Origin of the sequence: Streptomyces sp. NPDC056883 (assembly GCF_042788835.1) — a bacterium.
Taxonomy (GTDB): Bacteria; Actinomycetota; Actinomycetes; order Streptomycetales; family Streptomycetaceae; genus Streptomyces; species Streptomyces stoeckheimensis.
This window is the reverse complement of sequence record NZ_JBHUBS010000012.1, coordinates 219,095-245,088: the sequence shown is the minus strand read 5'-3', so window position 1 is coordinate 245,088 and position 25,994 is coordinate 219,095. Positions and strand designations below refer to the sequence as shown.

General features: G+C 71.4%; 25 protein-coding genes and 1 tRNA gene. 13 read left to right on the top strand and 13 right to left on the bottom strand.

Annotated features, from left to right (window positions below):
• Window positions 1-162: 162 nt before the first annotated feature.
• Entirely contained in the window at window positions 163-1,380 is a 1,218-nt protein-coding gene (locus tag ACFRU2_RS27480) for a chaplin (protein ID WP_382976738.1), read from the top strand.
• Between the two features lie 166 nt (window positions 1,381-1,546).
• Window positions 1,547-1,897 (top strand): hypothetical protein, encoded by a 351-nt coding sequence (locus tag ACFRU2_RS27475; RefSeq protein WP_250737632.1) that lies wholly within the window; start codon window positions 1,547-1,549, stop codon window positions 1,895-1,897.
• Window positions 1,898-1,988: 91 nt separating this feature from the next.
• Here the strand turns inward: ACFRU2_RS27475 and ACFRU2_RS27470 are convergent, their stop codons facing one another.
• Both ACFRU2_RS27470 and ACFRU2_RS27465 read right to left on the bottom strand, forming a co-directional pair.
• The gene (locus ACFRU2_RS27470) at window positions 1,989-2,228 is read right to left on the bottom strand and encodes a chaplin (RefSeq protein WP_250737633.1); all 240 of its coding nucleotides are present in this window, start codon (window positions 2,226-2,228) and stop codon (window positions 1,989-1,991) included.
• 179 nt (window positions 2,229-2,407) lie between these two features.
• Complete coding sequence (locus ACFRU2_RS27465) at window positions 2,408-2,950, bottom strand: hypothetical protein (protein ID WP_382976735.1); 543 nt, start codon at window positions 2,948-2,950, stop codon at window positions 2,408-2,410.
• A gap of 280 nt (window positions 2,951-3,230) precedes the next feature.
• Between ACFRU2_RS27465 and ACFRU2_RS27460 the strand changes: the two genes are divergently transcribed.
• Window positions 3,231-3,641, top strand: a complete 411-nt coding sequence (locus ACFRU2_RS27460) for a rodlin (RefSeq protein WP_382976733.1) — start codon at window positions 3,231-3,233, stop codon at window positions 3,639-3,641.
• A 150-nt stretch (window positions 3,642-3,791) separates the two neighbouring features.
• Here the strand turns inward: ACFRU2_RS27460 and ACFRU2_RS27455 are convergent, their stop codons facing one another.
• Window positions 3,792-4,433: a vitamin K epoxide reductase family protein gene (locus ACFRU2_RS27455; protein WP_382976731.1), complete on the bottom strand. Its 642-nt coding sequence runs from the start codon at window positions 4,431-4,433 to the stop codon at window positions 3,792-3,794.
• 192 nt (window positions 4,434-4,625) lie between these two features.
• Here ACFRU2_RS27455 and ACFRU2_RS27450 point away from each other — a divergent pair, with 192 nt between their 5' ends.
• Window positions 4,626-5,396: a DUF6227 family protein gene (locus tag ACFRU2_RS27450; RefSeq protein ID WP_382976728.1), complete on the top strand. Its 771-nt coding sequence runs from the start codon at window positions 4,626-4,628 to the stop codon at window positions 5,394-5,396.
• Window positions 5,397-5,411: 15 nt separating this feature from the next.
• Here ACFRU2_RS27450 and ACFRU2_RS27445 read toward each other — a convergent pair whose 3' ends face one another.
• The 4 genes from ACFRU2_RS27445 to ACFRU2_RS27430 form a co-directional block, all read right to left on the bottom strand.
• Entirely contained in the window at window positions 5,412-7,532 is a 2,121-nt protein-coding gene (locus ACFRU2_RS27445; RefSeq protein WP_382976840.1) for a fructose-specific PTS transporter subunit EIIC, read from the bottom strand.
• 8 nt (window positions 7,533-7,540) lie between these two features.
• On the bottom strand, window positions 7,541-8,494 hold the full coding sequence (pfkB, locus tag ACFRU2_RS27440) for a 1-phosphofructokinase (protein WP_382976726.1): 954 nt from the start codon (window positions 8,492-8,494) through the stop codon (window positions 7,541-7,543).
• Window positions 8,491-9,252, bottom strand: a complete 762-nt coding sequence (locus ACFRU2_RS27435) for a DeoR/GlpR family DNA-binding transcription regulator (protein WP_382976724.1) — start codon at window positions 9,250-9,252, stop codon at window positions 8,491-8,493. Before ACFRU2_RS27435 ends, pfkB begins: the two co-directional genes overlap by 4 nt.
• 136 nt (window positions 9,253-9,388) lie before the next feature.
• A complete protein-coding gene (locus tag ACFRU2_RS27430; protein WP_382976837.1) occupies window positions 9,389-10,792 on the bottom strand; it encodes an MFS transporter in 1,404 nt (467 codons plus the stop codon).
• Between the two features lie 245 nt (window positions 10,793-11,037).
• On the opposite strand from ACFRU2_RS27430, the gene ACFRU2_RS27425 reads away from it, so the two are divergent.
• The gene (locus ACFRU2_RS27425) at window positions 11,038-12,018 is read left to right on the top strand and encodes a helix-turn-helix transcriptional regulator (RefSeq protein ID WP_382976723.1); all 981 of its coding nucleotides are present in this window, start codon (window positions 11,038-11,040) and stop codon (window positions 12,016-12,018) included.
• 227 nt (window positions 12,019-12,245) lie between these two features.
• Here the strand turns inward: ACFRU2_RS27425 and ACFRU2_RS27420 are convergent, their stop codons facing one another.
• Window positions 12,246-13,223 carry an RNA polymerase sigma factor RpoD/SigA gene (locus ACFRU2_RS27420; protein WP_382976721.1) on the bottom strand — a complete coding sequence of 326 codons (978 nt, stop codon included), beginning with the start codon at window positions 13,221-13,223 and terminating at the stop codon, window positions 12,246-12,248.
• Between the two features lie 525 nt (window positions 13,224-13,748).
• Here ACFRU2_RS27420 and ACFRU2_RS27415 point away from each other — a divergent pair.
• Window positions 13,749-14,396 (top strand): Uma2 family endonuclease, encoded by a 648-nt coding sequence (locus ACFRU2_RS27415; RefSeq protein WP_382976719.1) that lies wholly within the window; start codon window positions 13,749-13,751, stop codon window positions 14,394-14,396.
• Here ACFRU2_RS27415 and ACFRU2_RS27410 read toward each other — a convergent pair.
• The 4 genes from ACFRU2_RS27410 to ACFRU2_RS27395 form a co-directional block, all read right to left on the bottom strand.
• Window positions 14,368-14,751: a hypothetical protein gene (locus ACFRU2_RS27410; RefSeq protein ID WP_382976717.1), complete on the bottom strand. Its 384-nt coding sequence runs from the start codon at window positions 14,749-14,751 to the stop codon at window positions 14,368-14,370. The genes ACFRU2_RS27415 and ACFRU2_RS27410 overlap by 29 nt on opposite strands.
• Window positions 14,744-15,544, bottom strand: a complete 801-nt coding sequence (locus ACFRU2_RS27405) for a dioxygenase (RefSeq protein WP_382976716.1) — start codon at window positions 15,542-15,544, stop codon at window positions 14,744-14,746. Before ACFRU2_RS27405 ends, ACFRU2_RS27410 begins: the two co-directional genes overlap by 8 nt.
• Before the next feature lie 141 nt (window positions 15,545-15,685).
• Window positions 15,686-17,215: an MFS transporter gene (locus ACFRU2_RS27400; RefSeq protein WP_382976714.1), complete on the bottom strand. Its 1,530-nt coding sequence runs from the start codon at window positions 17,213-17,215 to the stop codon at window positions 15,686-15,688.
• Window positions 17,216-17,300: 85 nt separating this feature from the next.
• Window positions 17,301-18,113 (bottom strand): TetR/AcrR family transcriptional regulator, encoded by an 813-nt coding sequence (locus ACFRU2_RS27395; protein ID WP_382976712.1) that lies wholly within the window; start codon window positions 18,111-18,113, stop codon window positions 17,301-17,303.
• A gap of 274 nt (window positions 18,114-18,387) precedes the next feature.
• Between ACFRU2_RS27395 and ACFRU2_RS27390 the strand changes: the two genes are divergently transcribed.
• The 7 genes from ACFRU2_RS27390 (at window position 18,388) to ACFRU2_RS27360 (ending at window position 25,246) form a co-directional block, all read left to right on the top strand.
• Window positions 18,388-19,668, top strand: a complete 1,281-nt coding sequence (locus tag ACFRU2_RS27390; RefSeq protein ID WP_274547984.1) for a M6 family metalloprotease domain-containing protein — start codon at window positions 18,388-18,390, stop codon at window positions 19,666-19,668.
• Window positions 19,669-19,834: 166 nt separating this feature from the next.
• The gene (locus ACFRU2_RS27385) at window positions 19,835-20,752 is read left to right on the top strand and encodes a zinc-binding dehydrogenase (RefSeq protein ID WP_382976710.1); all 918 of its coding nucleotides are present in this window, start codon (window positions 19,835-19,837) and stop codon (window positions 20,750-20,752) included.
• The gene (locus tag ACFRU2_RS27380) at window positions 20,749-21,228 is read left to right on the top strand and encodes a RidA family protein (RefSeq protein ID WP_382976708.1); all 480 of its coding nucleotides are present in this window, start codon (window positions 20,749-20,751) and stop codon (window positions 21,226-21,228) included. Before ACFRU2_RS27385 ends, ACFRU2_RS27380 begins: the two co-directional genes overlap by 4 nt.
• A gap of 155 nt (window positions 21,229-21,383) precedes the next feature.
• Window positions 21,384-23,192 (top strand): PucR family transcriptional regulator, encoded by a 1,809-nt coding sequence (locus ACFRU2_RS27375; RefSeq protein WP_382976706.1) that lies wholly within the window; start codon window positions 21,384-21,386, stop codon window positions 23,190-23,192.
• Between the two features lie 62 nt (window positions 23,193-23,254).
• Entirely contained in the window at window positions 23,255-23,989 is a 735-nt protein-coding gene (locus ACFRU2_RS27370) for a tyrosine-protein phosphatase (protein WP_382976705.1), read from the top strand.
• A gap of 170 nt (window positions 23,990-24,159) precedes the next feature.
• Window positions 24,160-24,232, top strand: a tRNA-Arg gene (locus ACFRU2_RS27365).
• A gap of 447 nt (window positions 24,233-24,679) precedes the next feature.
• Window positions 24,680-25,246, top strand: a complete 567-nt coding sequence (locus ACFRU2_RS27360; protein WP_382976703.1) for a hypothetical protein — start codon at window positions 24,680-24,682, stop codon at window positions 25,244-25,246.
• 259 nt (window positions 25,247-25,505) lie between these two features.
• Here the strand turns inward: ACFRU2_RS27360 and ACFRU2_RS27355 are convergent, their stop codons facing one another.
• Entirely contained in the window at window positions 25,506-25,919 is a 414-nt protein-coding gene (locus tag ACFRU2_RS27355; RefSeq protein WP_382976701.1) for an adenylyltransferase/cytidyltransferase family protein, read from the bottom strand.
• Between the last annotated feature and the right edge of the window lie 75 nt (window positions 25,920-25,994).

The following is a 25,994-nucleotide window of genomic DNA, read 5'->3' as shown; positions in this document are numbered from 1 at the left end:
GGAGAAACCCCTTGGGGGAAAACACTTGCTTCAACGCCGGAAGAGGTCTTTGTCCCGGGGGGGGAAGCCTTCTGGGGGGGGGCCTAGGGGTGCACGGCGGTGCACTCCGAGGCCACCTTCGATTCAGCACCGGCCGCTGGGCCGGTAGACAGGGAAGGACCCATGCGACAGGTACTGAGCCGACAGGTACTGGGCAAGGGGGTGCTCACCGCGGCCGCCGCGTCCAGCCTGCTGTCGATCGCGACCGGCGCGGCCTACGCACAACCCGGGGCGATGGCCGAGGCCTCCCATTCACCGGGCGTGCTGGCCGGCAACAGCGTCTCGGTACCGATCACCTTCTCGCCTAACGTGTGCGGCAACACCGCGGACGCCGGAGCGGGCCTCAACCCCGCCATGGGCAACAACTGCGCCACCACGTCCGGCTCCGACGGCGGACACGACTACGAGCGCTACCTCAGCCCGCAGCAAGCGGAGCAGGTCCGCCGGTACGTAGACCAGCACGACCGGGACGACCGGCGCGAGGACCGCGAGGACCGGCACGAGCAGGGCGGCTACGGCGACCGCGAGCCCGAGCAGCAGGGCGGCTACGGCGACCGCGGACCCGAGCACCAGGGCGGCCACGAGGACCACGGCCCCGGGCCGCAGGGCGGCTACGGGGACTCCGGCGGATCCGGCGGATCCGGCGAGGAGGAGTGTGACGACCACCCCGCCCCGGAGAAGCCCGAGCCTCGGCCGCAGCATCCGCCGAAGCAGCACGTCGAGCACCCCCCGGCCCCGCAGCACGCGCCCCCCGCGCCGAAGCCGCTGCCCGCGCCCGAGGCGGAGCACCCGGCTCCCGCGCCGGCTCCCGCGCCCGCTCCCGCTCCCGTAGAGCAGGCACCCGCGCCGCAGCCCGAGCCCGTACCGGCGCCCGTACCGGCACCGGCACCCGCACCGGTCGAGGAGGCCCCGCAGCCGCTTCCGGCGCCGGCCCCCGGGCCCGCTCCCGTAGTGGAGGAGGCTCCGCACACGCTCCCCGCCCCGGCGCCCGTCGTGGAGGAAGCTCCCGCGCCGATGCCCCCGCACGGCAGCCAGGTCGTGGAGCACCCGGCGCCGGTAGTGCCCCCGGCCGACCAGCCGCCCGCGGCCCCGGCCGGTGACCTGCCCGTCCCGCTCCCCCCGGCGCCGCTGCCCGCCCCGGCACCCGCCCCGGTTCCCGCGCCGACCCCGGCACCCGCACCCGCACCCGAGGCCGTTCCCGTCGCGGCGGTCCCCTCGGGCCCCGCGCGGCAGGAACTGGCCGCGACCGGCGCCGGCCAGCCCGGCGCCGCGGCGGCGCTGGCCTCGGCCCTGATCCTGGGCGGCGCGATTCTGTACCGCAGGTCCCGTAACGCCGCCTGACGGCAATAACGGTAATCGGAATAAATATCGGCCGGAGAGTCCCTTGTCGGATTCTCCGGCCGTTGCCATGTTCGGTTCCGCGTTTCCGCGGCGCCGGGGAATCGTTAACCAGGTCGAAAGTGGCGCGACGGTCGCCACTGGGCACCCCTAGAAAAGGATTCTGACAATGAAGCTCTCGAAGGTCGCCGCAGTCGTCGCGGGCTCCGTCGCCGCCCTCGGCGCCGCCTCCCCCGCCTTCGCCGCCACCGAGGCGCCGGCCGTCCCCATGAGCCTGACGAGCGGGCTGACGGCCGTCACCGACTCGGTGAACCCGGTATCGGCCGCGCTGCCCCAGACCGTGGGCAACGGACTGGCCGAGCAGGGCGAGAGCGTCCAGAAGGTCGTGACCACCGTCCAGAAGGTCAACGAGGTCAAGAACGATGCTCCGGCCGAGGTCATGCACCTCGCCAACGGGGCCACCCAGGCCTCCCCGCTGCTCGGCGGAGTGAAGCTCAACGGCGGCGGCCCCAAGCACTGACGGGCCCGGCCCGTTCTTCCGCCGACATGACTGTGGGCGCCCCCGGCCTCGCCGGTGGCGCCCACAGTCACGTGTTGCGTTGCGTCGAACGTCAGTCGTTGACGCAGACGTTGCCGAACGCCGGGTTCAGCGCGCCGATCACGTTCACGGAGTTGCCGCAGACGTTGACCGGGACGTGGACCGGGACCTGTCCCAGGTTGCCCGAGAGGACACCGGGGGAACCCACGGCCGCGCCCTCGGCCTTGGAGTCGGCCATTGCGGAGCCGGCGGCACCGGCCGCAGCGAGACCAGCGGTGGCCAGGACCAGGGCGGCCTTCTTGGCAGTGTTCATGGGAAGTGCACCTTCTCTTCGATGTTCTGCCCCGATTCCGGGGCTCACATCGAGCGAAACGGTCCACCATCCCAGACGACACGGTTCCGCACGCGATCAGACCTGTTCAGCCCAATAGTCGTAACCGCGTGCGGGTCCGTGTACGGGATCCGGGTCTCGTCCCGGCCCCGTCCCCGTTCCTAGGGAAGGAACTGGGCGAACGACGGGATCTGCGGGACGAGACCCGTCGGAGTCCCGGGCACCGACGGCACGGCGGGCACCGAACTCGCGGGCGGGGCCGCGGGATCGGAGACCGGGAGCGCCGGGACGTCGGGGATCGGGACGTCCGGGATCGGGATGTCGGGGATCTCCGGAATCGCAGGGAGCTGCAGGTCGGGGAGCCCCGGGATCGCAGGGATCGCCGGCAGGGCCGGGAGGGCGGGGATCTGCGGCAGCGCCGGGAGCGCGGGCAGTTTGATCTCGGGGATCTTGATCCCCGGGAGCAGGGTGCCCAGGCTCTTGGTCAGGTCCGCCAGGATCTTGGAGACCGCGGCGAGGGCGTCTTCGACGGGACCCGCCGCCGCCACCCTCTCGTTGATCTCCTCCTGGGCTGCCGCCACCCGGTTCGCGGCGGCACCGGCACCTTCTGCGGCGCCCGCGGGAGCTGCCGCGCCGGTGAGTATGACGACCGCCAGGGCCGACGGGACGAGGACGCGGATGCGGGAGGCCTTGGTGCGGTGCATGGGTGTTCCTTCTGGTGGTCGCTCAGAAGCGGACCCGAGCGATCCGCTTCCTTACCCACCGTGCGAAGGGGTTCCACGGAGCGCAACAGGAGCGCGAGGCACCGTACGCCGCTGCGGGGTGCGTACGGGCTTCGCGCACGCGTCCGGGGGCGGCTCACCCCGCCCGGGGAAAACCTGCACGCAGACAGGCCGTACGAGTGAAGCAGCAGAACCAACCCTCTCGCGGGGCAGTTGATCAGGGCGCTCCACTAGCGGGCACTCGTGCGACAAAAGGATCAAGATGCTCAAGAAGATCATGACTGCTGCCGCGGTCACCGCCGCCGCCGTCGGCGCGGGCGCTGCTGCTGCCGCCCCCGCCATGGCGATCGGCAACGACAACGGGATCAACACCGTCAACGGGAACGGCGCCGTGCAGGCGTACGGCAACCAGAAGACCCACGGTGACATGAGCCCGCAGCTCGGAGTCGTCCAGGGCACCCTGAACAAGCCCTGCATCGGTCTGCCCGCCAAGGTCAACGCCCAGTCGCTGATCGCCGCGCTCAACATCGGCGTCCAGGACATCAACGTCCTGTCCAACCCGCAGAACCAGCAGTGCACCGAGAACTCCACCCAGGCCAAGGGCGACGAGCCGCTCTCGCACATCCTGGACAACATCCCGGTCCTCTCGGGCAACCTCTCCGCCAACAGCTGATCTCCGCTCCCGACCTACGGTCCGGGACCCGTGGTCCACAGACACGGCGCCCGTGGAGCGACGCGTTCGAAGTTGCGGTGTGAAGTCGTGAAGTGACGAGGGCCCCGGCAGCGTCCAGCTGCCGGGGCCCTCGCATGTCGTCCGGCGGCCTCAGCCGGTCCAGAAGTCCCACCACCGGGTCAGGATCAGCATCCCGATCACGCCGGTGTGCAGGACGGGCGGGGCCCAGCCGAAATCGGCGAAGAAGGTCCGTACGGGCGCGGGCGCGGGGAGGATCCCCGTCCGGACGGTGTGCGCGGTGACCGCCCAGAACATCACCAGGGTGGCCGCCCAGGTCAGGCAGCACCACAGGCAGAGCGCGTTGATCTCGTAGAGCGACTGGACCATGAGCCAGGAGCAGAATCCGACGCCGAAGAGCATTCCGGCGTTGAGGCCGAGCCAGAACCAGCCGCGGTGGCGGGCCCCGGCCAGCAGGCCGGCGCCGACGCACACGACCGCCCCGTAGGTGACCAGTCCCAGCATCGGGTTCGGGAAGCCGAAGGCCGCCGCCTGCTCGCTCTTCATCACGCTGCCGCAGGAGACCACCGGATTGAGACTGCACGCGGGCTTGAAGTTCGGGTTCTCCAGCAGCAGGAACTTGTCCAGGGTGATGACCCAGGCGGCCAGCACTCCGGCGGCCCCGGTGATCAGCAGTACCCAGGCCAGCGCGCGGGGAGCTGCGATCGGTTCTGCGTCCTTGCGGTTCTGGGGGCGGCCCTGCTGGCGGGGGACGCCCACGGTATTTGTTGCCATACGGTCATGCTCCCGCCCTTGTGCCCGTTATCCGGCCCAACCATGCTCGTCGACATGGAGGTTGACCTGAAGGGGTGGCTGGAACCCCTGACGCTTCCCGGACGTTTTACCGAACCCCGGACGTGATGTCAGACCCAGGGGCTACGTTGAGCTTCCGCGAAGTGACAAGCTGCGACGGCCTGGAGACCCACCTTGAGCGATCCGCACGAGACAACCGAGGCGCACCTCGAGCGACTCCTGGGCCGCGCCCTCAACTCCTTCGACCTGCCTGACGAATTGGTCGAGCGGCTGGGCACCGCGCTCGCCCACAGGTCCTCGCTCCACACCACCCGGCGCAGCCCGGCGGAGGGACCGTGGCGGGAGATACACCGGCACGCCTACCTGCTGTCCGACGGCGACTCCGTGGTCCTGTGGGAGCTGGCGCACCGTCAGGACTCCGACCTCTCGATACGGTACGAGGTCTTCGCGAGCAAGGCGGAGACCTGCCTCGCGGCGGCCCGGCTCTTCGGCGAGGTCCCCTCGCAGGTGGCGCGGGAGCTCGTGGAGGTGACGGTCGAGCAGGAGCCGGAGAGCGACATCGCCGTGCTGAGCGCGCTGTTCACCAATCCGACCCCGGCCCAGCGGCACCGCGAGTACGCGGTGGAGGAGTCCGCGGACCACGCCCGCCGGGTGCTGCGCCGTGCGGAGAACCCGGACCGTCCGGGCGAGCGGGTGGCCCTGCTCCTGCGGTCGGCCTACGCGCACCAGATCACCCAGGTGTTCGGCACCCGGCAGTGCCTGGCGGACGGGCGGGACGCCGGCTTCAGCCTGTACCAGCACTCCTTCGTCCTGCTGGACGGCAGCGAGTTCAGCCTGTGGGAGGTCGAGCACACGGTGACGCCGGACGGGCGGCACATGTGCGAGGTCTACGAGACCGAAACGGCCGCGCGCGGAGCCATGGAGCTCCGCGCGCGGGTGAGGTGACCGGGGCGGGTCGGGTCAGGCGGCGACGGTGATCTTCGCCGTCTCCGGCAGGGGCGCCGCTTCGGCGGCCCCCGCCTGCTGCCCCGGGGTCTCGTCCTGCTTGCGCATCCCCTTGAGGAGGATGACCAGGCCGGCGCTGGTGGCCGTACCTGCGGCGATGGCGATCAGGTAGAGCAGCGGGTTGCCGATCAGCGGGATCACGAAGATGCCGCCGTGCGGGGCCCGCAGGGTGCACTCGAAGGCCATCGAGAGCGCTCCGGTGACCGCGCCGCCCACCATGGAGGCCGGGATCACGCGCAGCGGGTCGGCCGCGGCGAACGGGATGGCCCCCTCGCTGATGAAGGAAGCCCCGAGGAACCAGGCGGCCTTGCCGTTCTCGCGCTCGGTCTTGGAGAAGAGCCGGCCGCGGACCGTGGTGGCCAGCGCCATCGCCAGCGGCGGCACCATGCCGGCGGCCATCACGGCGGCCATGACCTTGAGGCTGCCCTCGTTGGGGGTGGCGAGGCCACCGATGGCGAAGGCGTAGGCCACCTTGTTGAGCGGGCCGCCGAGGTCGAAGCACATCATCAGGCCGAGGATGACGCCGAGGATGATCGCGTTGGCACCGGAGAGGCCCGACAGCCAGTCGGTGAGGGCCTGCTGGAGCGAGGCCACGGGCTTGCCGACGACCAGGAACATCAGGAACGCGGTGACGGCGGAGCCGATGAGCGGCAGGACCACCACCGGCATGATCCCGCGCAGGGCGGTGGGGATCTTCAGCCGCTGGACGGCGAGTACGGTGCCGCCCGCGATGAGGCCGGCGATCAGGCCGCCGAGGAAGCCTGCGTTGATGGTCAGGGCCACGGCGCCGCCGACGAAACCGGGGACGAGACCCGGGCGGTCGGCCATGCCGTAGGCGATGTAGCCGGCGAGGACCGGGACGAGGAAGCCGAAGGCGAGGCCGCCGGTCTGGAAGAGGAGCGCGGCCCAGCTGGCGGCCTCGGTCCAGACGAAGTGCTCGGCCACCGAGGGGGCGGTGTTGATCTCGTACCCGCCGATGGCGAAGGCGAGGGCGATGAGGAGGCCGCCCGCGGCGACGAAGGGGACCATGTAACTGACGCCGGACATCAGCCAGGTGCGGAGCTTCGCGCCGTAGCCGTCCTGCTCTTCGCCGGCCGCTTCGACCGGGGTCGGGGTGGTGGAGATCTCGCCTCGGGCGGCCTTGTCGCGGGCCTCCTGGAGGAGTTCCGCGGGGCGGTTGATGCCGGCCTTGACGCCCACGTCGACGGTGGGCTTGCCGGCGAAGCGGGCCCGTTCCCTGACCGGGACGTCGTGGGCGAAGACGGCCGCGTCGGCGGCGGCGATGGTTTCGGGGGTGAGCTTGGTGAAGCCGGCGGAGCCCTGGGTTTCGACCGTGAGCTCTATGCCGGCCTCGGCGGCGGCCTGTTGGAGGGACTCCGCCGCCATGTAGGTGTGGGCGATACCCGTGGGACAGGAGGTGACGGCCACCACGCGGAACGGCCGCCCTGCGGGGCTCTCCCCGCCCCGCCCCTTCTCGAAACCGGGGGCTCCGCCCCCGGACCCCCGCTCCTCAAACGCCGGAGGGGCTGGGGTGACCGGAGGGGCTGGGGTGGTAGGGGGTGGAGTGGTAGCCGGAGGGGCGGTGTTTTCAGCCTCGCCGGCGTTCCCCGGCGCAGGGGCGGTAACGGCAGCCGTCGGCTCTCCGGCGATCAGGGTCGCGGCTTCGGCCGGGGTCGTGGCCGCGCGGAGGGCTGCGACGAAGTCCGGGCGCATCAGGCGGCGGGCCAGGGTGGAGAGGATCGTCAGGTGGGCGTCGTCGGCGCCGGCGGGGGCGGCTATCAGGAAGATCAGGTCCGCCGGGCCGTCCGGCGCGCCGAAGTCGATGCCGGAGGGGGACCGGCCGAAGGCCAGGGTGGGGGTCGTGACGTGGGCGGACCGGCAGTGGGGGATGCCTATGCCGCCTTCCAGGCCGGTCGGCATCTGGGCCTCGCGCGCCGCCACGTCGGCCAGGAAGCCGTCCAGGTCGGTGACCCGGCCCAGCGCCACCATCCGTTCGGCGAGGGCACGTGCCGCCCCCTCCTTGGACTCGGCGGACAGGTCGAGGTCGACCAGGTCGGCCCCCAGGGGGGACAGCATCATCTCGCTCATCGCTCGTCGCTCTTTTCGGACAGAGGGAGGTCCAGGGGCAGGTCCTGGGTGAGGTGGACCGCGTCGGGGCGCAGGTCGGAAGGGGCCGGCATGGCGCTGCCCGGCAGCTGGACCGCGGCGGCGCCGTGGGCCAGGGCGGAGGCCAGGGCCGCAGGGCCCGTACCCCCCGCGATCAGGAAGCCGGCGAGGGACGCGTCGCCCGCGCCGACGTTGCTGCGGACCGAGGAGACGGCCGCCGTGCCGTAGAAGGTGCCCTCCTCGGAGACCAGGAGCTGGCCGTCCGCGCCGAGGGAGGCCAGGACCGCGCCCGCGCCCAGCGAGCGCAGCTCCTCCGCGGCCTTGAGCACGTCGCCGAGGGTGGCCAGGGGCCGCCCGACCGCCGCCGCGAGCTCCGAGGCGTTCGGCTTGATCACGTCCGGGCGGGCCGGCAGCGCCGCGAGCAGCGCCGGGCCGGAGGTGTCCAGCGCGATGCGGGCGCCCGCGGCGTGGGCCCGGGTCACGATGTCGGCGTACCACTCGGGGCTCAGGCCGCGCGGGAGGCTGCCGCAGCAGGCGATCCAGGCGGCGCCGCCCGAGCAGGTGCGGACCGTTTCCAGGAGGAGCGCCGATTCCTCGGCGGTCAGCGCCGGGCCGGCGGCGTTGATCTTGGTGAGCGTGCCGTCCGGTTCGGCGAGGGAGATGTTGGAGCGGGTCTGTCCGGCGATGGAGACGGCCGTGACGTCCACGCCCTGGGCGCCGAGGAGTTCGGCGATCATCGTGCCCGGTGCGCCGCCGAGCGGCAGGACCGCCGTCGTACGGACACCTGCGGCGGCCACCGCGCGGGAGACGTTCACGCCCTTGCCCCCGGGGTCGACCCGGTCGGTGGTGGCGCGCAGTACCTCACCGCGGTCCAGCGAGGGGACTTCGTAGGTCCGGTCGAGGGAGGGGTTCGGGGTGACGGTGAGGATCATACGAGCACAACTTCCGTACCGGCGGCCTCGATCGCCGCCTTGTGGGCGGGGCTGAGCCCCTGGTCCGTGATGAGGAGGTCTACGTCGGCGAAGGTGCCGAAGCGCGCGAAGTGCTCCTGGCCCGCCTTCGCGGAGTCGGCGAGGAGGACGACGCGGCGGGCCGCCGCCATCGCGGCCCGCTTGACGGCGGCCTCGGCGAGATCGGGGGTGGTCAGGCCGCCCTCGGCCGTGAAGCCGTTCGTCGCGAGGAAGAGGACGTCCGCGCGGATCTCGGCGTACGCCCTCAGGGCCCACGCGTCGACCGCGGCGCGGGTGCGGTGGCGGACCCGGCCTCCGACGAGGTGGAGGTCGATGCCGGTGTGGTCGGCAAGCCGGGCGGCGACGGGCAGCGCGTGGGTGACCACGGTGAGCGCGGTGTCGACCGGAATGGCCGCCGCGAGGCGGGCCACCGTGCTGCCCGCGTCGAGCACGATGCTGCCGCCGTCGGGGAGTTCGGCGAGCGCGGCGGCCGCGATGCGGTCCTTCTCGTCGGCCGCGGTGGCCTCGCGCTCGGTGAGGTCCGGCTCGAAGTCGAGGCGGCCGGCCGGTATGGCACCGCCGTGCACCCGGCGCACGAGCCCGGCCCGGTCCAGGGCCTTGAGGTCGCGGCGCACGGTCTCGGCCGTGACCTGGAACTGGTCGGCCAGGGACAGGACGTCGACCCGGCCCGCCTCGCGGGCGAGGCGGAGGATCTCCTGCTGGCGCTCCGGTGCGTACATGTGGTTTCAGATCCGTTCGATGCCCGACTCTGTGGTTTCTCTCGTAGAGTACGCCCGTTTGCGCCCGAAAACAAAAGAAACGGGCATGTCCGCCAACAGATGCGGACATGCCCGTGGGTGAGGCGAGGCCTCGGTACTAGCCGGCGAACTCCGTGCCGCCCTCGCGCTCGGCCATGGGGACGGCCTTGCGCGGCAGCATGAACATCACGGAGAAGATCACGACCAGGACGGCCACGACCCACCACATGGCGTTGTGGAACGCGTCGACGTAGGGCCGCCCGAAGGCCAGGTCGTCCTCGATGAACCCGAAGTAGACGACGGAGGTCAGGCCGAGGCCCAGCGCGTTGCCCATCTGGCCGGTGGTGTTGATCAGCCCGGACGCCGAGCCGGCGTGCTCGCGCGGCACTTCGGAGAGCACGGTGTCGGTCAGCGGCGCGATGATCAGGCCCATGCCGATGCCCATGACGATCAGCGGGGCGGCCATCTGCCAGGAGGCGATGGTCATGCCGTAGCGGTCCGACTCCCAGATGTAGAGGAGCACGCCCGCGGCCATGACCAGCGCGCCGGCCTGGAGCACCTTGCGGCCGAAGCGCGGGACGAGCTTCTGTACGGACATGCCCGCGGCGGCCGAGACGGCGAGCGAGAACGGGATGCCGGTGGAGCCGGCCTTCAGGGCGCTCCAGCCGAGGCCCATCTGCATGTAGAGCGTCCAGACCAGGAAGAAGATGCCGGTCGCGATGCCGAAGGTCAGCTGGACGGCGATGCCGCCCGCGAAGCTCTTGACCTTGAAGAGGGAGAGCTCGACGAGCGGGGAGCCGTCCTTCTGGATCTTGTACTTCTCGTAGGCGATGAAGACGCCGAACACCGCGGGCGAGGCGATCATGCAGACGAAGCCCCACACGGGCCAGTCGTTCTCACGGCCGTGGGTGAGCGGGAAGATCAGCATGACCAGGGCGAGGGTGGCGAGCACCACGCCCACCAGGTCCAGGCGCAGCGCCTTGGGGGCCTTGGACTCGGAGATGAACTTGCGGCCCAGGATCACGCCGGCGATGCCGACGGGCAGGTTGATCAGGAAGATCGGGCGCCATTCGAGACCGGCGATGTTCCACTCGGTGAGCAGCGCGCCGAGCATCGGGCCCGAGACGGCGCCGAGGCCGATGATCGCGCCGAACAGGCCGAAGACCTTGCCGCGCTCGTGCGGCGGGAAGGTGACGTGGATGATCGCGAGCACCTGCGGGACCATCATGGCCGCCATGCCGCCCTGGAGGATGCGGGAGGCGACGAGCACGTCGGGGTTCGGGGCGAGGCCGCAGAGCAGCGAAGCCGCGGTGAAGCCGGATATGCCGATGAGGAAGAGGCGCTTGCGGCCGTAGATGTCACCGAGACGGCCGCCGGTGATCAGGCCGGCGGCGAAGGCGAGTGCGTAACCGGCGGTGATCCACTGGATGGCGCTGGTGGAGGCGCCGAGGTCATCGCGCATCCGGGGTATCGCGATGTTGACGATCGTGACGTCGACCAGGTCCATGAAGGCGGCGGTCATCACGATGGCGAGCGCGATCCAGCGGCGGCGGTCGGCGGGGGCATCGGGCCCGCCGGGCTCGCTGTTGGCGGCGGCGTCGCCGGCCTTGCTGATCGAGGTGGTCTCGGCGGGAGGGTCGGTCCGCTCTTCTTGTACGGGCCCGTTCTTTCCTTCGGGCGATGACTGGGTCGTCTCGGTGCTCATGAGGAGAAACCTAGACGGCATGTAGGTCAGTTGGTGTCCTATTTGGCTGGCACCTTTGAACCATGACCGATACCCCGGCCCGCCTCCTCTCCCTGCTCTCCTTGCTCCAGACCCCGCGCGAGTGGCCCGGGAGCGAGCTGGCCGAGCGGCTGCGGGTGAGTGCCCGCACGATCCGGCGGGACATCGACCGCTTGCGGGAGCTGGGGTACCCGGTGGAGGCCACGCTGGGCGCGGAGGGCGGCTACCGGCTGGTGGCGGGGGCGGCGATGCCGCCGCTCGTCCTGGACGACGAGGAGGCCGTCGCGATCGCGGTGGGGCTGCGGGCGGGGGCCGGGCACGCGATCGAGGGCGTGGAGGAGGCCTCCGTACGGGCCCTCGCGAAGCTGGAGCAGGTCCTGCCGGGGCGGCTGCGGCGGCGCGTGGGCGCGCTGCAGTCGGCGACGGTCGCGGTGGCGCGGGGCGACGGGGCGCGCGTGGATCCGCGGACGCTGACGGCGATCGCCTCGGCGGTGGCGGGTCCGGAGCGGCTGCGGTTCGCGTACCTGGCCGGGGACGGGGTGGCCTCGCGGCGGCTGGTGGAGCCGTACCGGCTGGTCAGCACCGGGAGCCGGTGGTACCTCGTGGCCTACGACATGGAGCGCGGGGACTGGCGGACCTTCCGGGTGGACCGGGTGAGCGAGCCGTGCGCGACGGGGGTCCGGTTCGCGAAGCGGGAGCTGCCGATGGATGCGGTGGAGTTCGTGCGGCGGGGGTTGCGGGGCGGGGGGACCTACCTGGTGGACGTCACCTTCACGGGTGCGGGCCGTGGGGATGCCCTGCCGGGGTGGCTGCGGGAGCAGGTGGTGGTGGCGGAGCCGGGTTCCGGGGCGGTGGAGTCGGGTGGGGTGCGGGTGCGGTTCGAGTCTGCGGACTCGCCGGAGTGGCTGGTGGCGCGGTTGGGGCTGGTGGGGGTGCCGTTCACCGTGCACGGGCCGGAGGCTCTGGTGGAGGCGGCTCGGGCGCTGGGGGCGCGGCTGACCGGGGCGGCGGGGGCGCAGCCTTAGCCGGGCCGGGGCCGGGCCCTGCGGGGCTGTCCCCTACCCGCCCTTCCACCGTTCCCCGGGCTGCGCCCGGACCCCGAAAGACCCGGGGCTCCGCCCCGGACCCCGCTCCTCAAACGCCGGAGGGGCTGGGGTGTGCGCCGGAGGGGCTGAAAAAAGGGGGGAGCCCCCGGCGCCTGGGGGGGATAGGCACCGGGGGCTCGTTCTGGGGGGCTGCGTCGTGGGGCCGGTCAGGCCACCGCGTCGAAGCCGGTGTCGCGGGCCATCTTCTTCAGTTCGAGCAGCGCGTGCTTCTCGATCTGGCGGATCCGCTCGCGGGTCAGGCCGTGCTGCTTGCCCACTTCCGTCAGCGTACGCTCTCGACCGTCGTCGATGCCGTAACGCATCTTGATGATCGACGCGGTTCGCTGGTCCAGCTTGCCCAGCAGGTCCTCCAGCTCCTCACTGCGGAGGAGGGAGAGGACGGACTGCTCGGGGGAGATCGCCGAGGTGTCTTCGAGCAGGTCGCCGAACTGCGTGTCGCCGTCCTCGTCCACGCCCATGTTCAGGCTGACCGGGTCGCGCGCCCAGTCCAGGACGTCGCCGACGCGCTTCTCCGTCGTGTCCAGCTCGGCGGCGATCTCCGCGTGCTCCGGGTCGCGGCCGTTCTCGCGGTTGAACTCGCGCTGGACCCGACGGATCCGGCCGAGCTCCTCCACCAGGTGGACGGGCAGGCGGATGGTGCGGGACTGGTCGGCGATGGAACGGGTGATCGCCTGGCGGATCCACCACGTGGCGTACGTGGAGAACTTGAAGCCCTTGGCGTAGTCGAACTTCTCCACGGCGCGGACCAGGCCGGCGTTGCCCTCCTGGATGAGGTCGAGGAGCGGCAGCCCGCTGCGCGGGTAGCGGCGGGCCACGGCGACGACCAGGCGGAGGTTGGAGCGGATGAAGACTTCCTTGGCACGCTCGCCCTCGGCGGCCAGGAGCTCGAGCTCCTCCTGGGAGGGCGTCTTGCCCTTGCGCTCTATCGCGCCGTCGAGGATCTGCTGGGCGTACACGCCCGCCTCGATGATCTGCGAGAGCTCGACTTCCTTGGCCGCATCCAGCAGCGGGGTGCGTGCGATCTCGTCCAGGTACATGCCGACCAGGTCGCGGTCTGCGATCTCCCCGCCCACAGCGCGAGCGCTGCTCGTGGACTGACGACGGGCGACGGCGCGGGTTGCCATGCGTGCTCCCTTGCGATGAGTTCGGTCGCGGTGGTGCGGTGGTCCGGCTGCACTGGTGCGGCCGCCCGGACACTCTCCCGAGTGCCCGCTTCCGAAGGAAACAACGACTGGAATCGGGACAGAATTCCCACGTTGCTCCCTGTTTTTCGAGATCTTGCAGTATCCTGCCCCGCCGCCCCCCGATCCGATCGGATCGGCGATGCCGCCGGGCCTGAAGATCCGCAGGTCAGGGCGGGGATTGCGGTCGGCCCCAGCGGCCTGACGGGCCACCCGAGGGAGGTGACGATGAGACCACCGTCACACTTGACACGGCCGCCTTCGCCCCTGTCGCAGCACTGCCTCCGGCTGCACTCCCACCCCAGGAGACGAGCCCCGGCGGCTTCTGGTTGCCTCGTCCGGCGATGACCTCCCCGTCCGAGTGAACGATCGGCATATTCCTGCAGCATGGGCGGCCGCGGTCCGGGCATCAGAGAGTCGCTTGTGCCGTCCGGCTCGCGACGCCCACACTCAGAGGAGGTGCTGCACATGACCGCTCTCGCCCACGAGACGCTGGAGGCCGTAATGCCGAAGGTCGCGACTCCCCCGTCGGACCTTGACGACGTCCTGTGGCAGGCATGGAAAGCCATGGAACTCCCCGAGGGCTACCACGCCGAGATCGTCGAGGGGTTCATCGAGGTGTCACCCACGGGTCGCTACTCACGCGGCCGTACCGTCAATCGCCTGAGGGATCAGCTCGTCGTCTTCCTCGCCGGCGGCGAGTTCGCCGCTTGCCAGGACATGAACGTCGTCCACAAACGCAAGGTGTGGATCCCCGACCTGTTCGTCGTACTGGAGGACGCCGAGGAACACGTCACCGAGGACGGCCTCGGGGTCGACGCCACCGCTGTGGCACTGATCGTCGAAGTTGTCTCCCCTGGAAGCGACAACATCACGCGCGACCGCACGCGCAAGCGGCGCGATTACGCCCGGGCAGCCGTTCCCGTGTACGTCCTGATCGACGACTTCGACGACGGTGGCACCGTCACCGTACTGACCTCCCCCAACCCCGGCAAAGCCGTCTACGAGGACGAGTCGCGGACGGCATACGGGACCCCGGTCGCGATCGCGGCCGGCCCCGCCAAGGGGTTCACCATCGGGGAGGACGTCACAGGTCCTGCCCGGGGCGGCGGGTAGCGACCTGGGGGCAGGCGTGGCAGGCCGGTGGGCCCGACTGGGTCCACCACTTGCAGGCCGGGCGGAGATGGCAGGCGGGAAGCGCGGCCGGCTCCGGCGGGGGCGAGGTCAGGCGGGTGACCAGGGTGCAGGTGTCGGCCTCGCGGTTGAGGCAGTGCGGGACGCAGTGGGAGGCCAGGCGGAGCAGGCGGCGCGGTTCCACCCCGTCGGCGAGCTCGGCCAGGGTTCCGGCCGCCGGGCGGGGTGCGGGGAGGTAGACCGGCGGGCCGTCGAGGCCGTCGCGGACCGCGAGGACCAGCGACTCCGGCGCGTACGCCGAGCCGCTGGGGCACCAGAGCTGCTCGCGGTCAGCCAAATTGCAGGGAACGCTTCGACAGGCCCATCCAGAAGCCCGAGACCGGGGTGGAGGCGGTGGCGAGCTCCGCCTCGGCGGCGCCCAGGGTGACGAAGAGCGGGGCGAAGTGTTCCGTACGGGGGTGGGCCAGGCGGCCGGCCGGGGACTTGGCTTCGAAGTCGAGCAGGGCGTCGATGTCGGAGGCGGCCAGCGCCTCGTGGCCCCAGGCGTCGAACTCGGCGGACCACGACGGGACGCCGGGGCCGGTGTGGCGCAGGGCCGCCAGGTTGTGGGTGAAGAAGCCGCTGCCGACGATGAGGACGCCCTCGTCGCGCAGGGGGGCCAGCTTGCGGCCGATCTCCATCAGGCGGCGCGGGTCGAGGGTCGGCATGGATATCTGGAGCACCGGTATGTCGGCCTCCGGGAACATCTCCACCAGCGGGACGTACGCGCCGTGGTCCAGGCCGCGGTCGGGGATGTCCTGGACGGGGGTGCCGGGCGCCTTGAGGAGTTTGCGGACCGACGCGGCCAGTTCGGGGGCGCCCGGGGCGTCGTAGCGGACCTGGTAGTAGTGCTCGGGGAAGCCCCAGAAGTCGTAGACGAGCGGGACCGTCTCGGTGGCCCCGAGGGCGAGCGGGGCCTCTTCCCAGTGGGCGGAGACCATCAGGATCGCGCGGGGGCGGGGCAGGTCCGCGGACCAGGCGGCCAGTTCGCCGGGCCAGACCGGGTCGTCCGCGAGGGGCGGGGCTCCGTGGCTCAGGTAGAGCGCCGGCATCCGGGCCGGTTGGGGGGTCAGGGCTTCGGGCGTCGGCATCAGGGGCTCCAGGAATCGTCACGGCGGGCCGCCATACACAGACTAACCCCGCGTCGTTCAAATTTGAACAACGCGGGGTCATCAGTCATTCCCAGCACCAGTCATTCCAACACCTGCCCCGGAGAGCGGGGCCCGAGCGGGTCAGTGGGCGATCACCGGGATCTTCATGTCGGCCTCCTCGCCCTCGGCGACCGGGTCGCCCGCGCCCGGCTTGCCGGTGGTGATGAGGGTCAGGGCGATGAGCGAGCTGGCGACCAGGATGCCGACCGCCCACCAGATCGCGGAGGAGTAGCCCTCCACCATGGCCTGGGCCTGGATCAGCTTCGCCGCCGGGCCGCCCGCCGCGGCCTCGGCCGCGTGGTCGGTCAGGTACGCGGTCGTCGCGGAGGCGGCGATCGTGTTCAGCAGGGCGGTGCCGATCGCGCCGCCCACCTGCTGCGAGGTGTTGACCATCGCGGAGGCGACACCGGCGTCGGCCGGGTTCACCCCGTACGTGGCCAGGGACATGGCGGGCATGAACGCCGTACCCATGCCGAGACCCAGCAGCAGCTGCGCCGGCAGGATCAGCGCCGGGTAGGAGGAGCCCACCTCGAGCTGCGTCAGCAGCAGCATGCCGGTGGCGGCGACCATGAAGCCGGGGCCCATCAGCAGGCGCGGCGGGACCCGCGTCATGAGGCGGGCGCCGATCTGCGTGGAACCGGTGATCATGCCCACGATCATCGGGAGGAAGGCGAAGCCGGTCGTGACGGGCGAGAAGCCCTTGACGACCTGCAGGTAGTAGGTGAGGAAGAGGAACAGGCCGAACATCGAGATGACGGCGAGGCCCAGGGAGAGGTACACGCCGCCGCGGTTGCGCTCCAGCAGGACGCGCAGCGGGAGCAGCGGGTGGGCCGTACGGGACTCGACGTAGACGAACGCGGCGAGCAGCACGGCGGAGGCGATGAACATGCCCACGGTGAGGCCGTCCGACCAGCCGGCCGACTCGGCGCGGGTGAATCCGTAGACGAGGGCGACGAGGCCGGTCGTGGACAGCACGACGCCGGGGATGTCGAGCGGCGCGCGGTTACGGCCGCCGGCCGGCTCGCGGATGATCATCCAGGCGCCGACGGCGGCGACGATCGCGAACGGGATGTTGACGAAGAAGGTCCAGCGCCAGTTCAGGTACTCGGTGAGGACGCCGCCGAGGATCAGGCCCACGGCGCCACCGCCACCGGCGATCGCACCGTAGATGCCGAAGGCCTTGGCGCGCTCCTTGGCGTCGGTGAACATGACGGCCAGCAGCGAGAGCGCGGCGGGCGCGAGCAGTGCGCCGAAGGCACCCTGGAGGGCACGGGCGCCCAGCATCATGGCCTCACCCTGTGCGGCGCCGCCCAGCGCGGAGGCCAGGGCGAAGCCGATGAGGCCGACGATGAAGGCGTTCTTGCGGCCCCACTTGTCGGCGATGCGGCCTCCGAAGAGGAGCAGTCCGCCGAAGGCCAGCGCGTACGCGGTGATGACCCACTGGCGGTTGCCGTCCGAGATGCCGAGGTCGGTCTGGGCGGACGGGAGGGCGATGTTCACGATGGTGGCGTCGAGGACGACCATCAGCTGCGCCAGTGCGATGAAGACCAGGGCCTTCCAGCGACTGGGGTCGGCGCCGGTCAGCTGCGGGTTCGCGGCTGTTTTTGACATGGGGGTACCCACTTCATGGTGCGAGATGACTGAAAAGTGATGATTAGGGCGGTCCTGCGACGCTAAAGGGCGCGACCCGGGGGCGTCACATGGTTTTCCGCCTCAGGTCCGCCAGCGTGATCGCCGAGCCGGGCAGTTCGGAGCGCGCCGGCGCCCTCAACCCGTCGAGGAACAGCTGCAGATGACGGTGGACGAACACGTTCGCGTCGAAGCAGCCGGTGCCCGGGAGGGGGCGGCTGAGCTGGGACAGCGCGATCATCAGGTCGCCGACGCCGATGTCCGCGCGCACCAGCCCGGAGGTGCGGCCGGCGGCCAGCAGGGCCTCGATCGTCTCCTCCAAGGCCTCGCGGGAAGCGACCAGTTCGGGGTGGTCGTGGTCGAAGTCACTGGCGAGCACGGGGCACAGGGCGCCGATCCGCTCGTCCGCCGCAGCGTGCGTGAACCGGCACAGGGCGGCGAAGGCGTCCGGCTCCTCCGCGAGCGAGTCGACGGCCAGGGCGGTCACCCGGTCCAGACCGAAGAGCACGACGTGGTGGATCAGGGCCGGGCGGTCGGGGAAGTGCCGGTAGAGCGTGGCGTTGCCCACGCCGGCCCGGCGGGCGATCTCGTCGAGGGGGGCGGCGGGGCCGAACTCCACGAGCACGTCGCGGGCGGCGGCCAGGATGCGCTCCCGGTTGCGGACGGCGTCGGCGCGCGGGCGCGGGACCGCGTCCGTGCCGGTACGGGCGCGCTTGCCGGCGACCTTGCCGGCCGCCCTGACCGCCGCCTTGACCTTGCCCGCAGCCGCTCCCACGACCGCGCACGCGCCCGTGCCCGCGGCCGGAGCCGTGAGGTCGAGGTCGGCCTCCGGGTCCGGCACGGGCAGGGCCGCCGGATCGGTGGTGGCGGGGCTCTTCATGGACGGCTCCCTGACAGGGTCACGCGTACTTCCGGACGGGTTGCCCGCTCCTCGAAACGGGGAGCAGCTCCCCGGTTCGTGGGGACTCTGGTTCAAACGGGGAGAGGGTCCCCGCTTATTTCACTCTCCCGTGTGACCTGGGTCACACCACCCCGGGCCTTTTGATCTCGTTTGGCCTCTTCCGGCGCGCGAGCCCGCTCCAGCCGTCGGAGGGTGGGCCCACAGAGCGCAGTCCGGACCCGGCCGGCTGCCGCGGACCCGAAGGCCGATCTCCATGTCGCAGACGCGCCACCGGATACGCAAGCCAAGCCGCACCAGCGTCTTCATCGGCATCACCGCGCTGGCACTCGGCATCACGGCGACGGCGAGCGCGGGCATATCCGGCCGCAGCCATTCGGCGGCCGGGCCGGTGGGCGCCACCAGCGCCGAGGCGCTGCTCGCACCCTGCCGGATCTCCGGCGCGATGGGCGTGCAGATGTCCGAGGGACTGCCGACCGCGCCGGGGTACTCGCGCTCGACCGGCGAGGTCCGGGCGCTGAACCTGATGATCGACTTCCCCGACGCCAAGGGCGAGGGCACGGCGGCCGACCGGCTGGCGGAGTTCTTCCCGCAGACGTCCGACTGGTTCCGCACCAGCTCCTACGGGCGGCTGACCTATCGTGCCGAGGCGCCGATAAAGAACTGGCTGCGGATGCCGATGCCGTTCGCGGCGTACGGGATCGAGCGGGGTTCCGCGTACGAGCCCGGCTACCGCCAGCTCGTCGAGCACATCATCAAGACCTCCGACGCCGAGGTCGATTTCTCCCGGTATGACCTGATAAACATCCTCGTCACCCCGAACGCCGGCCCCTCCGCCCTCGACACCGTCCTCTCCGTCACCTTCTCCGGCAACGGCGAGGCCCCGATGGCGGACGGCGTCCCGCTCGCCAACACGTCCTTCGTCTACAGCCGCCAGGACGACGGCTCCGGCACCTACCGGGAGACCGGCTACCGGGTGCTCCCCCACGAGAACGGGCACGTCTTCGGCCTGCCCGACCTCTACACCGCCGACGGCGGCGGCACGGTGGGGCACTGGGACATCATGAGCGAGGACTGGGGCGCCAACAACGACCTGCTGGGCTGGCACAAGTGGAAGCTGGGCTGGCTCGACAGCAACCAGATCAGCTGCGCCGGGAAGTCCGGGGTCAGCGACCACGTGCTGAGCCCGCTGGCCGTGGAGGGCGGCACCAAGCTGGCCTTCATCCCCGTCTCGGAGAGCGCCGGGTACGCCGTGGAGGTGCGCACCCGCGCCGGGAACGACGAGGCCGTCTGCAAGCCGGGCGTGCTCATCTACAAGGTGGACTCCGAGGTGGACACCGGCCGCGGGCCCGTCACCGTCTCCGACAGCTCCGGCGCGAGCGGGGGCTGCACCCGGCGCTCCAACGTGCACGCGGAGCTCTCGGACGCACCGTTCCGCCCGGGCGAGACCTTCACCGACGAGAAGTCGGGCATCAGCGTCTCGGTCGTGGGCGAACTGCGCAACGGCAGCTACCAGGTCCGGGTCACCCGGCCTTGAGCTCCACAGGTGGAACGGGACGGGCCGGACGCCCGGGACGGGCCGAGCGGCAGAAGGAAGTGCCGACCGTCGGCCCGCCAGGTCCCGACCTACGGCCCCCCGCCGGGCCGGATCCGTACCCGCATGGTTGGAAACCTGACCGTGTGACGACGTAGTAAGGAGACGCGTGAAGGCCTTCGCGCTGCGCCGTGCCGGCGAGCCGCCCGCCGTACTGGAACGGCCCGTCCCCCACCCCGGGGCGGGCGAGGTCCTCGTACGCACCACGGCCGCGCTCATCTGCGCCTGGGACGGGCACACCGCCGCCGGGGCGCCCACCGGGCTCGGCCACGAGGCCGTCGGCGTCGTGGAGGACGTCGGCCCCGGGGTCTGTCCGTCCTACGTCGGCCGGCGCGTCGGCGTCGAGGGCCACGGGCGGCTCGCCGAGTTCTTCCGCGCCCCGGCGGCCGGGGCCGGGCTGATCGCGCTCCCCGACACCGTCTCCGACCACCAGGCCCTCTACGCGGCGGGCGCGCTCCCCACCGGCTTCGCCGCCGCCCAGGAGTCCGGGCCTCCGCCGGGCGGCAGCGTCGTCGTCTTCGGCCAGGGCGCGGTCGGGCTCAGCGCGACCATCGCGGCGGGCCGGCTGCGCGGGGCCCGCGTCATCGCCGTGGAGCCGGAGATGAAGCGCCAGCGCCTCGCCCTGCGGTTCGGGGCCGACGTGGTGATCGACCCGGCCTACGAGGACACCACCGAGCGGATCATGGAGCTGACCGGCGGCGCCGGCGCCGACCGCGCGATCATGGCGACGGCCGAGCCCGCCGCCGCGAGGGCTGCCCGCGGGGGGCTCTCGGAGAGCGGGAAGATCACGTACGCCCGCTGCCGGCCGCCGCAGAGCAGCGGGGCGCGGCTCGCGCACGCACTGCACCTGATCGCGGACGGGCTGGTGGACCCGACGGTGATCACCACCCACGAATTCCCGTTCGACCGGGTCGGGGAGGCCTTCGGGCGGCTCGCCGCGAAGGAGCCGGGCATGATCAAGCCGGTCATCCTCTTCCCGCGCCCGAGCCCCTCCCCCGCCGGCGACCACAAGGAGATCCGCGCATGACCAGCACCCCCGAAGAGCGCCTCGCCGCCGCCGGCCTGAAGCTCCCTCCGACGCCCTCGCCGGTCGCCGTCTACGTGCCCGCCGTGCAGAGCGGGCACTACGTGTACACCTCCGGCCAGCTCCCGATGGTCGACGGCGCGCTCCCCCTCACCGGGAAGGTCGGCGCCGAGGTCACCCCGGAACAGGCCAAGGAGCTGGCGCAGCAGTGCGCGCTGAACGCGCTGGCCGCCGTCGCCTCCGTCGCCGGGGACCTCTCGGCGGTGAAGCGCGTGGTCAAGGTGGTCGGCTTCGTCGCCAGCGACCCGCACTTCACGGGACAGCCCGGCGTGCTCAACGGAGCGAGCGAGCTGCTGGGCACCGCCTTCGGCGACGCGGGCATCCACGCCCGCAGCGCGGTCGGCGTGAGCGTGCTGCCGCTGGACGCACCCGTCGAGGTGGAACTCCTCGTCGAACTGCACGTCCCGATGGGCCTCTAGGGCCGGCGGGTTCCCCGCAGTCACCGATCCCACGAACCGGGGCGCGCGAACTCACCCCGATTTCCGTGGAATTACCCCAACGTAAAGGCCTGACCTGGGGTTCAGCGGAAAACCGTCGCGATCGGGAACCTGGCGCCGCATGGCAAAGTGGGGTCATGAGGCTGCGTGATCTGCTGTCGTCCGAAGAGGCCCAGGCGCCTGCGGACCCGTGTCTGCTGCGCCTGCTGCGGCTGCCCGGCGGCGAGCGGGACCTCGACCGGCCCGTCCTCGGAACGGTGACCATCGACCTGCCCGACCCCGGGCGCTTCGTGTCCCCGGGGGACCTGGTGCTGTCCGGACTGGCCTGGCACCGGCAGGACGCGGGGGCGGGGCGGGATGCGGGGCAGGATGCGGGGGCCGGGCCGGACGCAGGGGCCGGCCAGGATGAAGTGGCCGACCGGGATGCAGGGGCCGGCCGGTCCGACGCGTTCGTCCGCGTGCTCGTGGAGGCGGGCGCCGTCGCGCTGGGCGCGGGCGAGGCGCAGTTCGGCCACGTCCCCGACGATCTGGTGGAGGCCTGCGCCCGGTACGGGCTGCCGCTGCTCGCGGTCGGCGTGGAGGTGCCGTTCACCTCGGTCACCGAGTACGTGGCGCGCGGCCGCACCGAGGAGCGGATCGGCGGCCTAGCCGCGCTCGTCGACAGGCACCGGCGCTTCAGCACCCAACGGCAGGCCGGGGCGGGGGCCGAAGCCCTCCTCGAACTGCTGCTGGCCGAGCTGGACCTGCACGCACACATCCTGTCGCCGACCGGCCGGCAGATCGCGGGCGCGCAGCCCCCGCTGCCGGAGAAGACGGCCTCGGCGCTGGCCGGGCGGTTCCTGGCAGCGGAACGGGCGGGCGAGCGGGCCCCGCACCGCACGGTCGCGCGCGGAACGGCCTTCTCCCTGTTCCCGGTCCGCTCCGGGACCGGGGACGGGGACTCCGCTCCCGGCGCGGCGCTGACCGACTGGCTGATCGCCGTCGAGGCCGACAGCGCCGACTGGAACGACGAACGCCTCGACCTGCTGGACCGGCTCGCGCGGCTGGTCTCGGTGGAGCGCGGCGGCCGCGACACCGATCGCACGATGCGGCGGCGCGCAGCCGAACGGCTGCTGGCGCTGGTCGGCTCGGCCGCCGCCGTCGGGGAGGGCGGGCAGGCTCTCTTCGAGGAAGAGGAGGCGGCGGCCCGGCTCACGGCGGGGGACGCCGGGGCCACCGGGGAGGCCGGGGACGCCGGCTCGGAAGGCCGACTGCTCTGGCAGGCCGTATCGGCCCGGCTGGACTCGAAGGGGGCGCACGGGTTCCCCGTAGCGGCGTCCGTGCGCGACCTGTTGGAGGAGGTCCTGCTGCATCCGCGCTGCCTGGGGCCGGACGCCGGTCCGCGGATGGCCGTCACCGCGGCCGGCGACGGAGCCGAGGCCGTCGCCTTCGTGCTCGTCGGGGCGGACGCACGGCTGACCCCCGAGGCGGTCGTCCGGGTCGCCGGCGGTTCGCTGCCGCGCGGGCTGCGGGCCGGGGAGCGGCTGGCCTTCGGCGTCAGCGACCCGGTGGGCGGGGTCGCGGAACTGCGGCACGCGCTCGCGCAGGCCCGTAACGCCCGTCAGGTCTCGGCCCCTTCGGAACAGGTCGCCGCCCGTGGGGCGGACGATCTCGCCGCGCACGTCATGGCGCTGCTGCCGCTGATCCCGGCCGAGGTCCGGCGGGAGTTCAGCCGCCGGCTGCTGGCCCCGCTGACGGACTACGACCGGCGCTACCGCTCCGACCTGGTTCCCACGCTGCGGTCCTTCCTGGAACACGACGGCTCCTGGGCGCGGTGCGGGGAGGCGCTGCACCTGCACGTGAACTCGCTGCGCTACCGGATCAGCCGCATCGAGGCGCTGACGGGGCGCAACCTGAGCCGGCTCGAGGACAAGATGGACTTCGCCGCGGCCCTGCAGATGCGCTGAGCCGCACGGGTAGCCTCTCGGCCACAGGAAGATCATCGGCACGCACCGAGGGGGATCCGCGCATGACCACGACCCGCCACATCGAGTTCGAGCGACTGCACAACTTCCGTGACCTGGGCGGCTATCGCACGCAGGACGGCTCCACCGTCGTATGGGGCGCCCTCTATCGGGCGGACTCGCTCGGCAAGCTCGCGGGCGCCGACTGGGACCGGTTCCTGGACCTCGGCGTGCGCACGGTCATCGACCTGCGCTACCCCTGGGAGATCGAGGCGAAGGGCCGGATTCCGGAGCCCGAGCGGTTCACGTACGCCAACCACAGCATCGAGCACCGGCCGTACGACCAGGCCGAGATCGACCCGGACACCGACCCCTGGCGGTTCCTCGCGGACCGGTTCGCCGAGGTCGCCGAGGACGGGGTGGCGGAGATCCGCGCCGCGATCGAGCTGCTCGCCGAGGGCCCGGGCCCCGCGGTCTTCCACTGCACCTCGGGCAAGGACCGCACCGGCCTGATCGCCGCGCTCGTCCTGACCCTCCTCGGCGTGGACGAGGAGCAGATCCTCGCGGACTTCGCCCTGACCGAGCTGGCCACCGCCCGTCTGACGGCCGACTGGCACACCGCCCACCCGGGCCGCACCATGCGCTGGCCCTCGTACGGCCGCGCACCCGCCGAGATCCTCCGCCTGACCCTGTCCGACCTCACCACCCGCCACGGCTCGGTCCACGCCTACCTGACGGACGAGGTCGGCATCACCCCGACCACAACGGCACGCCTGCGGACCCGCTTCCTGACGCCCTGAGGCCGGGCACACACCGTCAGCCCTCCCGGCCGCTCCCCCGAGAACTGACCCGCGGAGCCCCGCTCTGATCCGCTACCCTGTCCCTGGGCTGCCCTTGTGGCAGCCCAGGACCTTGCCGAGGCGAGCCCGACTCTCACGCAGAGCAGTCAGCCACGTCGCACGCAAGGCCCGCCTTCGTAGCTCAGGGGATAGAGCACCGCTCTCCTAAAGCGGGTGTCGCAGGTTCGAATCCTGCCGAGGGCACAAGGGAAAACGGCCCGGAGCGATCACGCTCCGGGCCGTTTGACTGCACCGGCTGACGGCAATCGGGTCACGTACTCAGGCGCTGGCGCCTCAGCATCCGGGCCATGGGGCTGATCGCTTCCCGCTTCGTGTCGTCCACAACGTGCGCGTACTGGGCCCACGTTGCCCGCCGCACGTCAGCGACTACATCGCCTACCCGGGCCCCGGACACCGCCCTTCCGGCGAGCAGGTCGCCGAACGAGGCTTGGCTCGCTGCGCCGCGCTTGGACGATCGCCTCAATCCCAGGTTGCAGGACCAGTTGCACAGCCGTTGAATGGGAAGAGGTGGATCCTATTTACGCGCCTAAGTCAAGGCGTGTTCGGCATGATCTTCACGGGCGATCCCATTCTTGGTGTCAGCATGTCCGCCCGGCTGAGATATCAGCCTGCCGAAGACGGGTATCGGATATGGAATTCTTCCCGATAGTGACGCTCGTCATTGCAACGTTTCTCCTGCTCATCGGAATTGTTGGGCATGGAGCAAGCATGGGGTCGTCCCAATTCCACATCACCCTGGAAGGAAGCATTGGGCGCCTCCCAAGGGTTGCCATTCTGGCGGTCAGTATCGCGACTTACGCGCTGGCCATCTTCGGGTTCATTTATGTGGCAGAGTCCAAGTCGGATTCGGGATCATCGCCAACAACCGCGACTTCGACAGAGGCGCAATATTCCACCATCGAGGTGCATGTCAGCAGCACCCTGACGGACGGAGCCACCAGCGAGCACGACGAGATCACCCTCGCCGGGGCCGGGCCCCTGACTCTCGACATGGACACCAGCAACCGAAATGCGTCCGGCAGCTTTGAATTGAGTGGACGACTTTCCGGCCTGACGGTCAGCTATTCCATTACGCTTGTTGTCACAAATCCAAACGGAGAAGAAGAGACATTTTCCGGAGACGGAGAAGTGCTGGTAGGCAGCGATTTGGCATACGTTGTCACCTTTGATGAAAACGGCGCGCTCATCCTGTCGTGAGCCTCGAGAATCTCCAGCACCTCGCGCCCGGTCATCGGGACGGGCTACGGTGTCGGCTTTTCGGTTGAGGACGGGGTCTTGGCGATCAGTCGTGCCGAGGCGGCGTCGGGTCCGAAGTCGTGCTGGAATTCCGCCTTCTGGAGGCGCAGACCGCGTCCGCCATCCGGTGAGGAGGAGGGGCAGTGCGGCCCCGGTCCTCCTGCTCGTGCGCGAAGGCCCCCGGCCTGTTGTGGCTGGGGGCCTTCGGGGTGGCTGGGGGTTAGAGCTGGTTGATCAGGCGGTGGAGGTTGGTGCTGGGGGCGTGGGGGGTGTTCGGGAGGTAGACGACCTCCACGCCCAGGGTGCCGAAGTCGCTTTCCCAGCGCCGGGCCCGGGGGGTGTTCCGCCAGTCGTCGCCCTTGAAGAGGCGGTGGAAGCCGATCTGCTGCCAGGCGTCCAGGTTCTCCAGGGTGGGGTCGACGATGGCCTCGTCCACGCAGTTCATGGAGCGGACGACCTCGAGTCGGTCGTGGAGGGGGATCGCCGGGGGGAAGCCCTTGTGGCAGGAGGCCTCGTCGGTCAGCACGCCGGCCACCAGGTAATCGCACTGGGCCCGTGCCTGCTTGAGCAGGTTGAGGTGGCCGATGTGGAAGAGGTCGAAGACGCCTGACGCGTAACCGATGAGCTGAGACACGGGGGTCCTCCCGGAGGCGCGGTAGCGGCCGGATCGTGGTGAGGGACGGGCGGGTGGGGCGGGGTGGGAGCGATC

What these genes read in the sequence shown, in the direction of transcription:
- ACFRU2_RS27390 (WP_274547984.1), top strand. Translation starts at nt 18,388, where the DNA reads ATGTCGCAGACGCGCCACCGGATACGCAAGCCAAGCCGCACCAGCGTC.
- ACFRU2_RS27400 (WP_382976714.1), bottom strand. Translation starts at nt 17,215, where the DNA reads ATGTCAAAAACAGCCGCGAACCCGCAGCTGACCGGCGCCGACCCCAGT.
- ACFRU2_RS27430 (WP_382976837.1), bottom strand. Translation starts at nt 10,792, where the DNA reads ATGACCGCCGCCTTCATGGACCTGGTCGACGTCACGATCGTCAACATC.
- ACFRU2_RS27480 (WP_382976738.1), top strand. Translation starts at nt 163, where the DNA reads ATGCGACAGGTACTGAGCCGACAGGTACTGGGCAAGGGGGTGCTCACC.
- ACFRU2_RS27415 (WP_382976719.1), top strand. Translation starts at nt 13,749, where the DNA reads ATGACCGCTCTCGCCCACGAGACGCTGGAGGCCGTAATGCCGAAGGTC.
- ACFRU2_RS27370 (WP_382976705.1), top strand. Translation starts at nt 23,255, where the DNA reads ATGACCACGACCCGCCACATCGAGTTCGAGCGACTGCACAACTTCCGT.
- ACFRU2_RS27465 (WP_382976735.1), bottom strand. Translation starts at nt 2,950, where the DNA reads ATGCACCGCACCAAGGCCTCCCGCATCCGCGTCCTCGTCCCGTCGGCC.
- ACFRU2_RS27425 (WP_382976723.1), top strand. Translation starts at nt 11,038, where the DNA reads ATGACCGATACCCCGGCCCGCCTCCTCTCCCTGCTCTCCTTGCTCCAG.
- ACFRU2_RS27420 (WP_382976721.1), bottom strand. Translation starts at nt 13,223, where the DNA reads ATGGCAACCCGCGCCGTCGCCCGTCGTCAGTCCACGAGCAGCGCTCGC.
- pfkB (WP_382976726.1), bottom strand. Translation starts at nt 8,494, where the DNA reads ATGATCCTCACCGTCACCCCGAACCCCTCCCTCGACCGGACCTACGAA.
- ACFRU2_RS27460 (WP_382976733.1), top strand. Translation starts at nt 3,231, where the DNA reads ATGCTCAAGAAGATCATGACTGCTGCCGCGGTCACCGCCGCCGCCGTC.
- ACFRU2_RS27380 (WP_382976708.1), top strand. Translation starts at nt 20,749, where the DNA reads ATGACCAGCACCCCCGAAGAGCGCCTCGCCGCCGCCGGCCTGAAGCTC.
- ACFRU2_RS27435 (WP_382976724.1), bottom strand. Translation starts at nt 9,252, where the DNA reads ATGTACGCACCGGAGCGCCAGCAGGAGATCCTCCGCCTCGCCCGCGAG.
- ACFRU2_RS27405 (WP_382976716.1), bottom strand. Translation starts at nt 15,544, where the DNA reads ATGCCGACGCCCGAAGCCCTGACCCCCCAACCGGCCCGGATGCCGGCG.
- ACFRU2_RS27375 (WP_382976706.1), top strand. Translation starts at nt 21,384, where the DNA reads ATGAGGCTGCGTGATCTGCTGTCGTCCGAAGAGGCCCAGGCGCCTGCG.
- ACFRU2_RS27395 (WP_382976712.1), bottom strand. Translation starts at nt 18,113, where the DNA reads ATGAAGAGCCCCGCCACCACCGATCCGGCGGCCCTGCCCGTGCCGGAC.
- ACFRU2_RS27455 (WP_382976731.1), bottom strand. Translation starts at nt 4,433, where the DNA reads ATGGCAACAAATACCGTGGGCGTCCCCCGCCAGCAGGGCCGCCCCCAG.
- ACFRU2_RS27470 (WP_250737633.1), bottom strand. Translation starts at nt 2,228, where the DNA reads ATGAACACTGCCAAGAAGGCCGCCCTGGTCCTGGCCACCGCTGGTCTC.
- ACFRU2_RS27360 (WP_382976703.1), top strand. Translation starts at nt 24,680, where the DNA reads ATGGAATTCTTCCCGATAGTGACGCTCGTCATTGCAACGTTTCTCCTG.
- ACFRU2_RS27445 (WP_382976840.1), bottom strand. Translation starts at nt 7,532, where the DNA reads ATGCTGTCCCCCCTGGGGGCCGACCTGGTCGACCTCGACCTGTCCGCC.
- ACFRU2_RS27475 (WP_250737632.1), top strand. Translation starts at nt 1,547, where the DNA reads ATGAAGCTCTCGAAGGTCGCCGCAGTCGTCGCGGGCTCCGTCGCCGCC.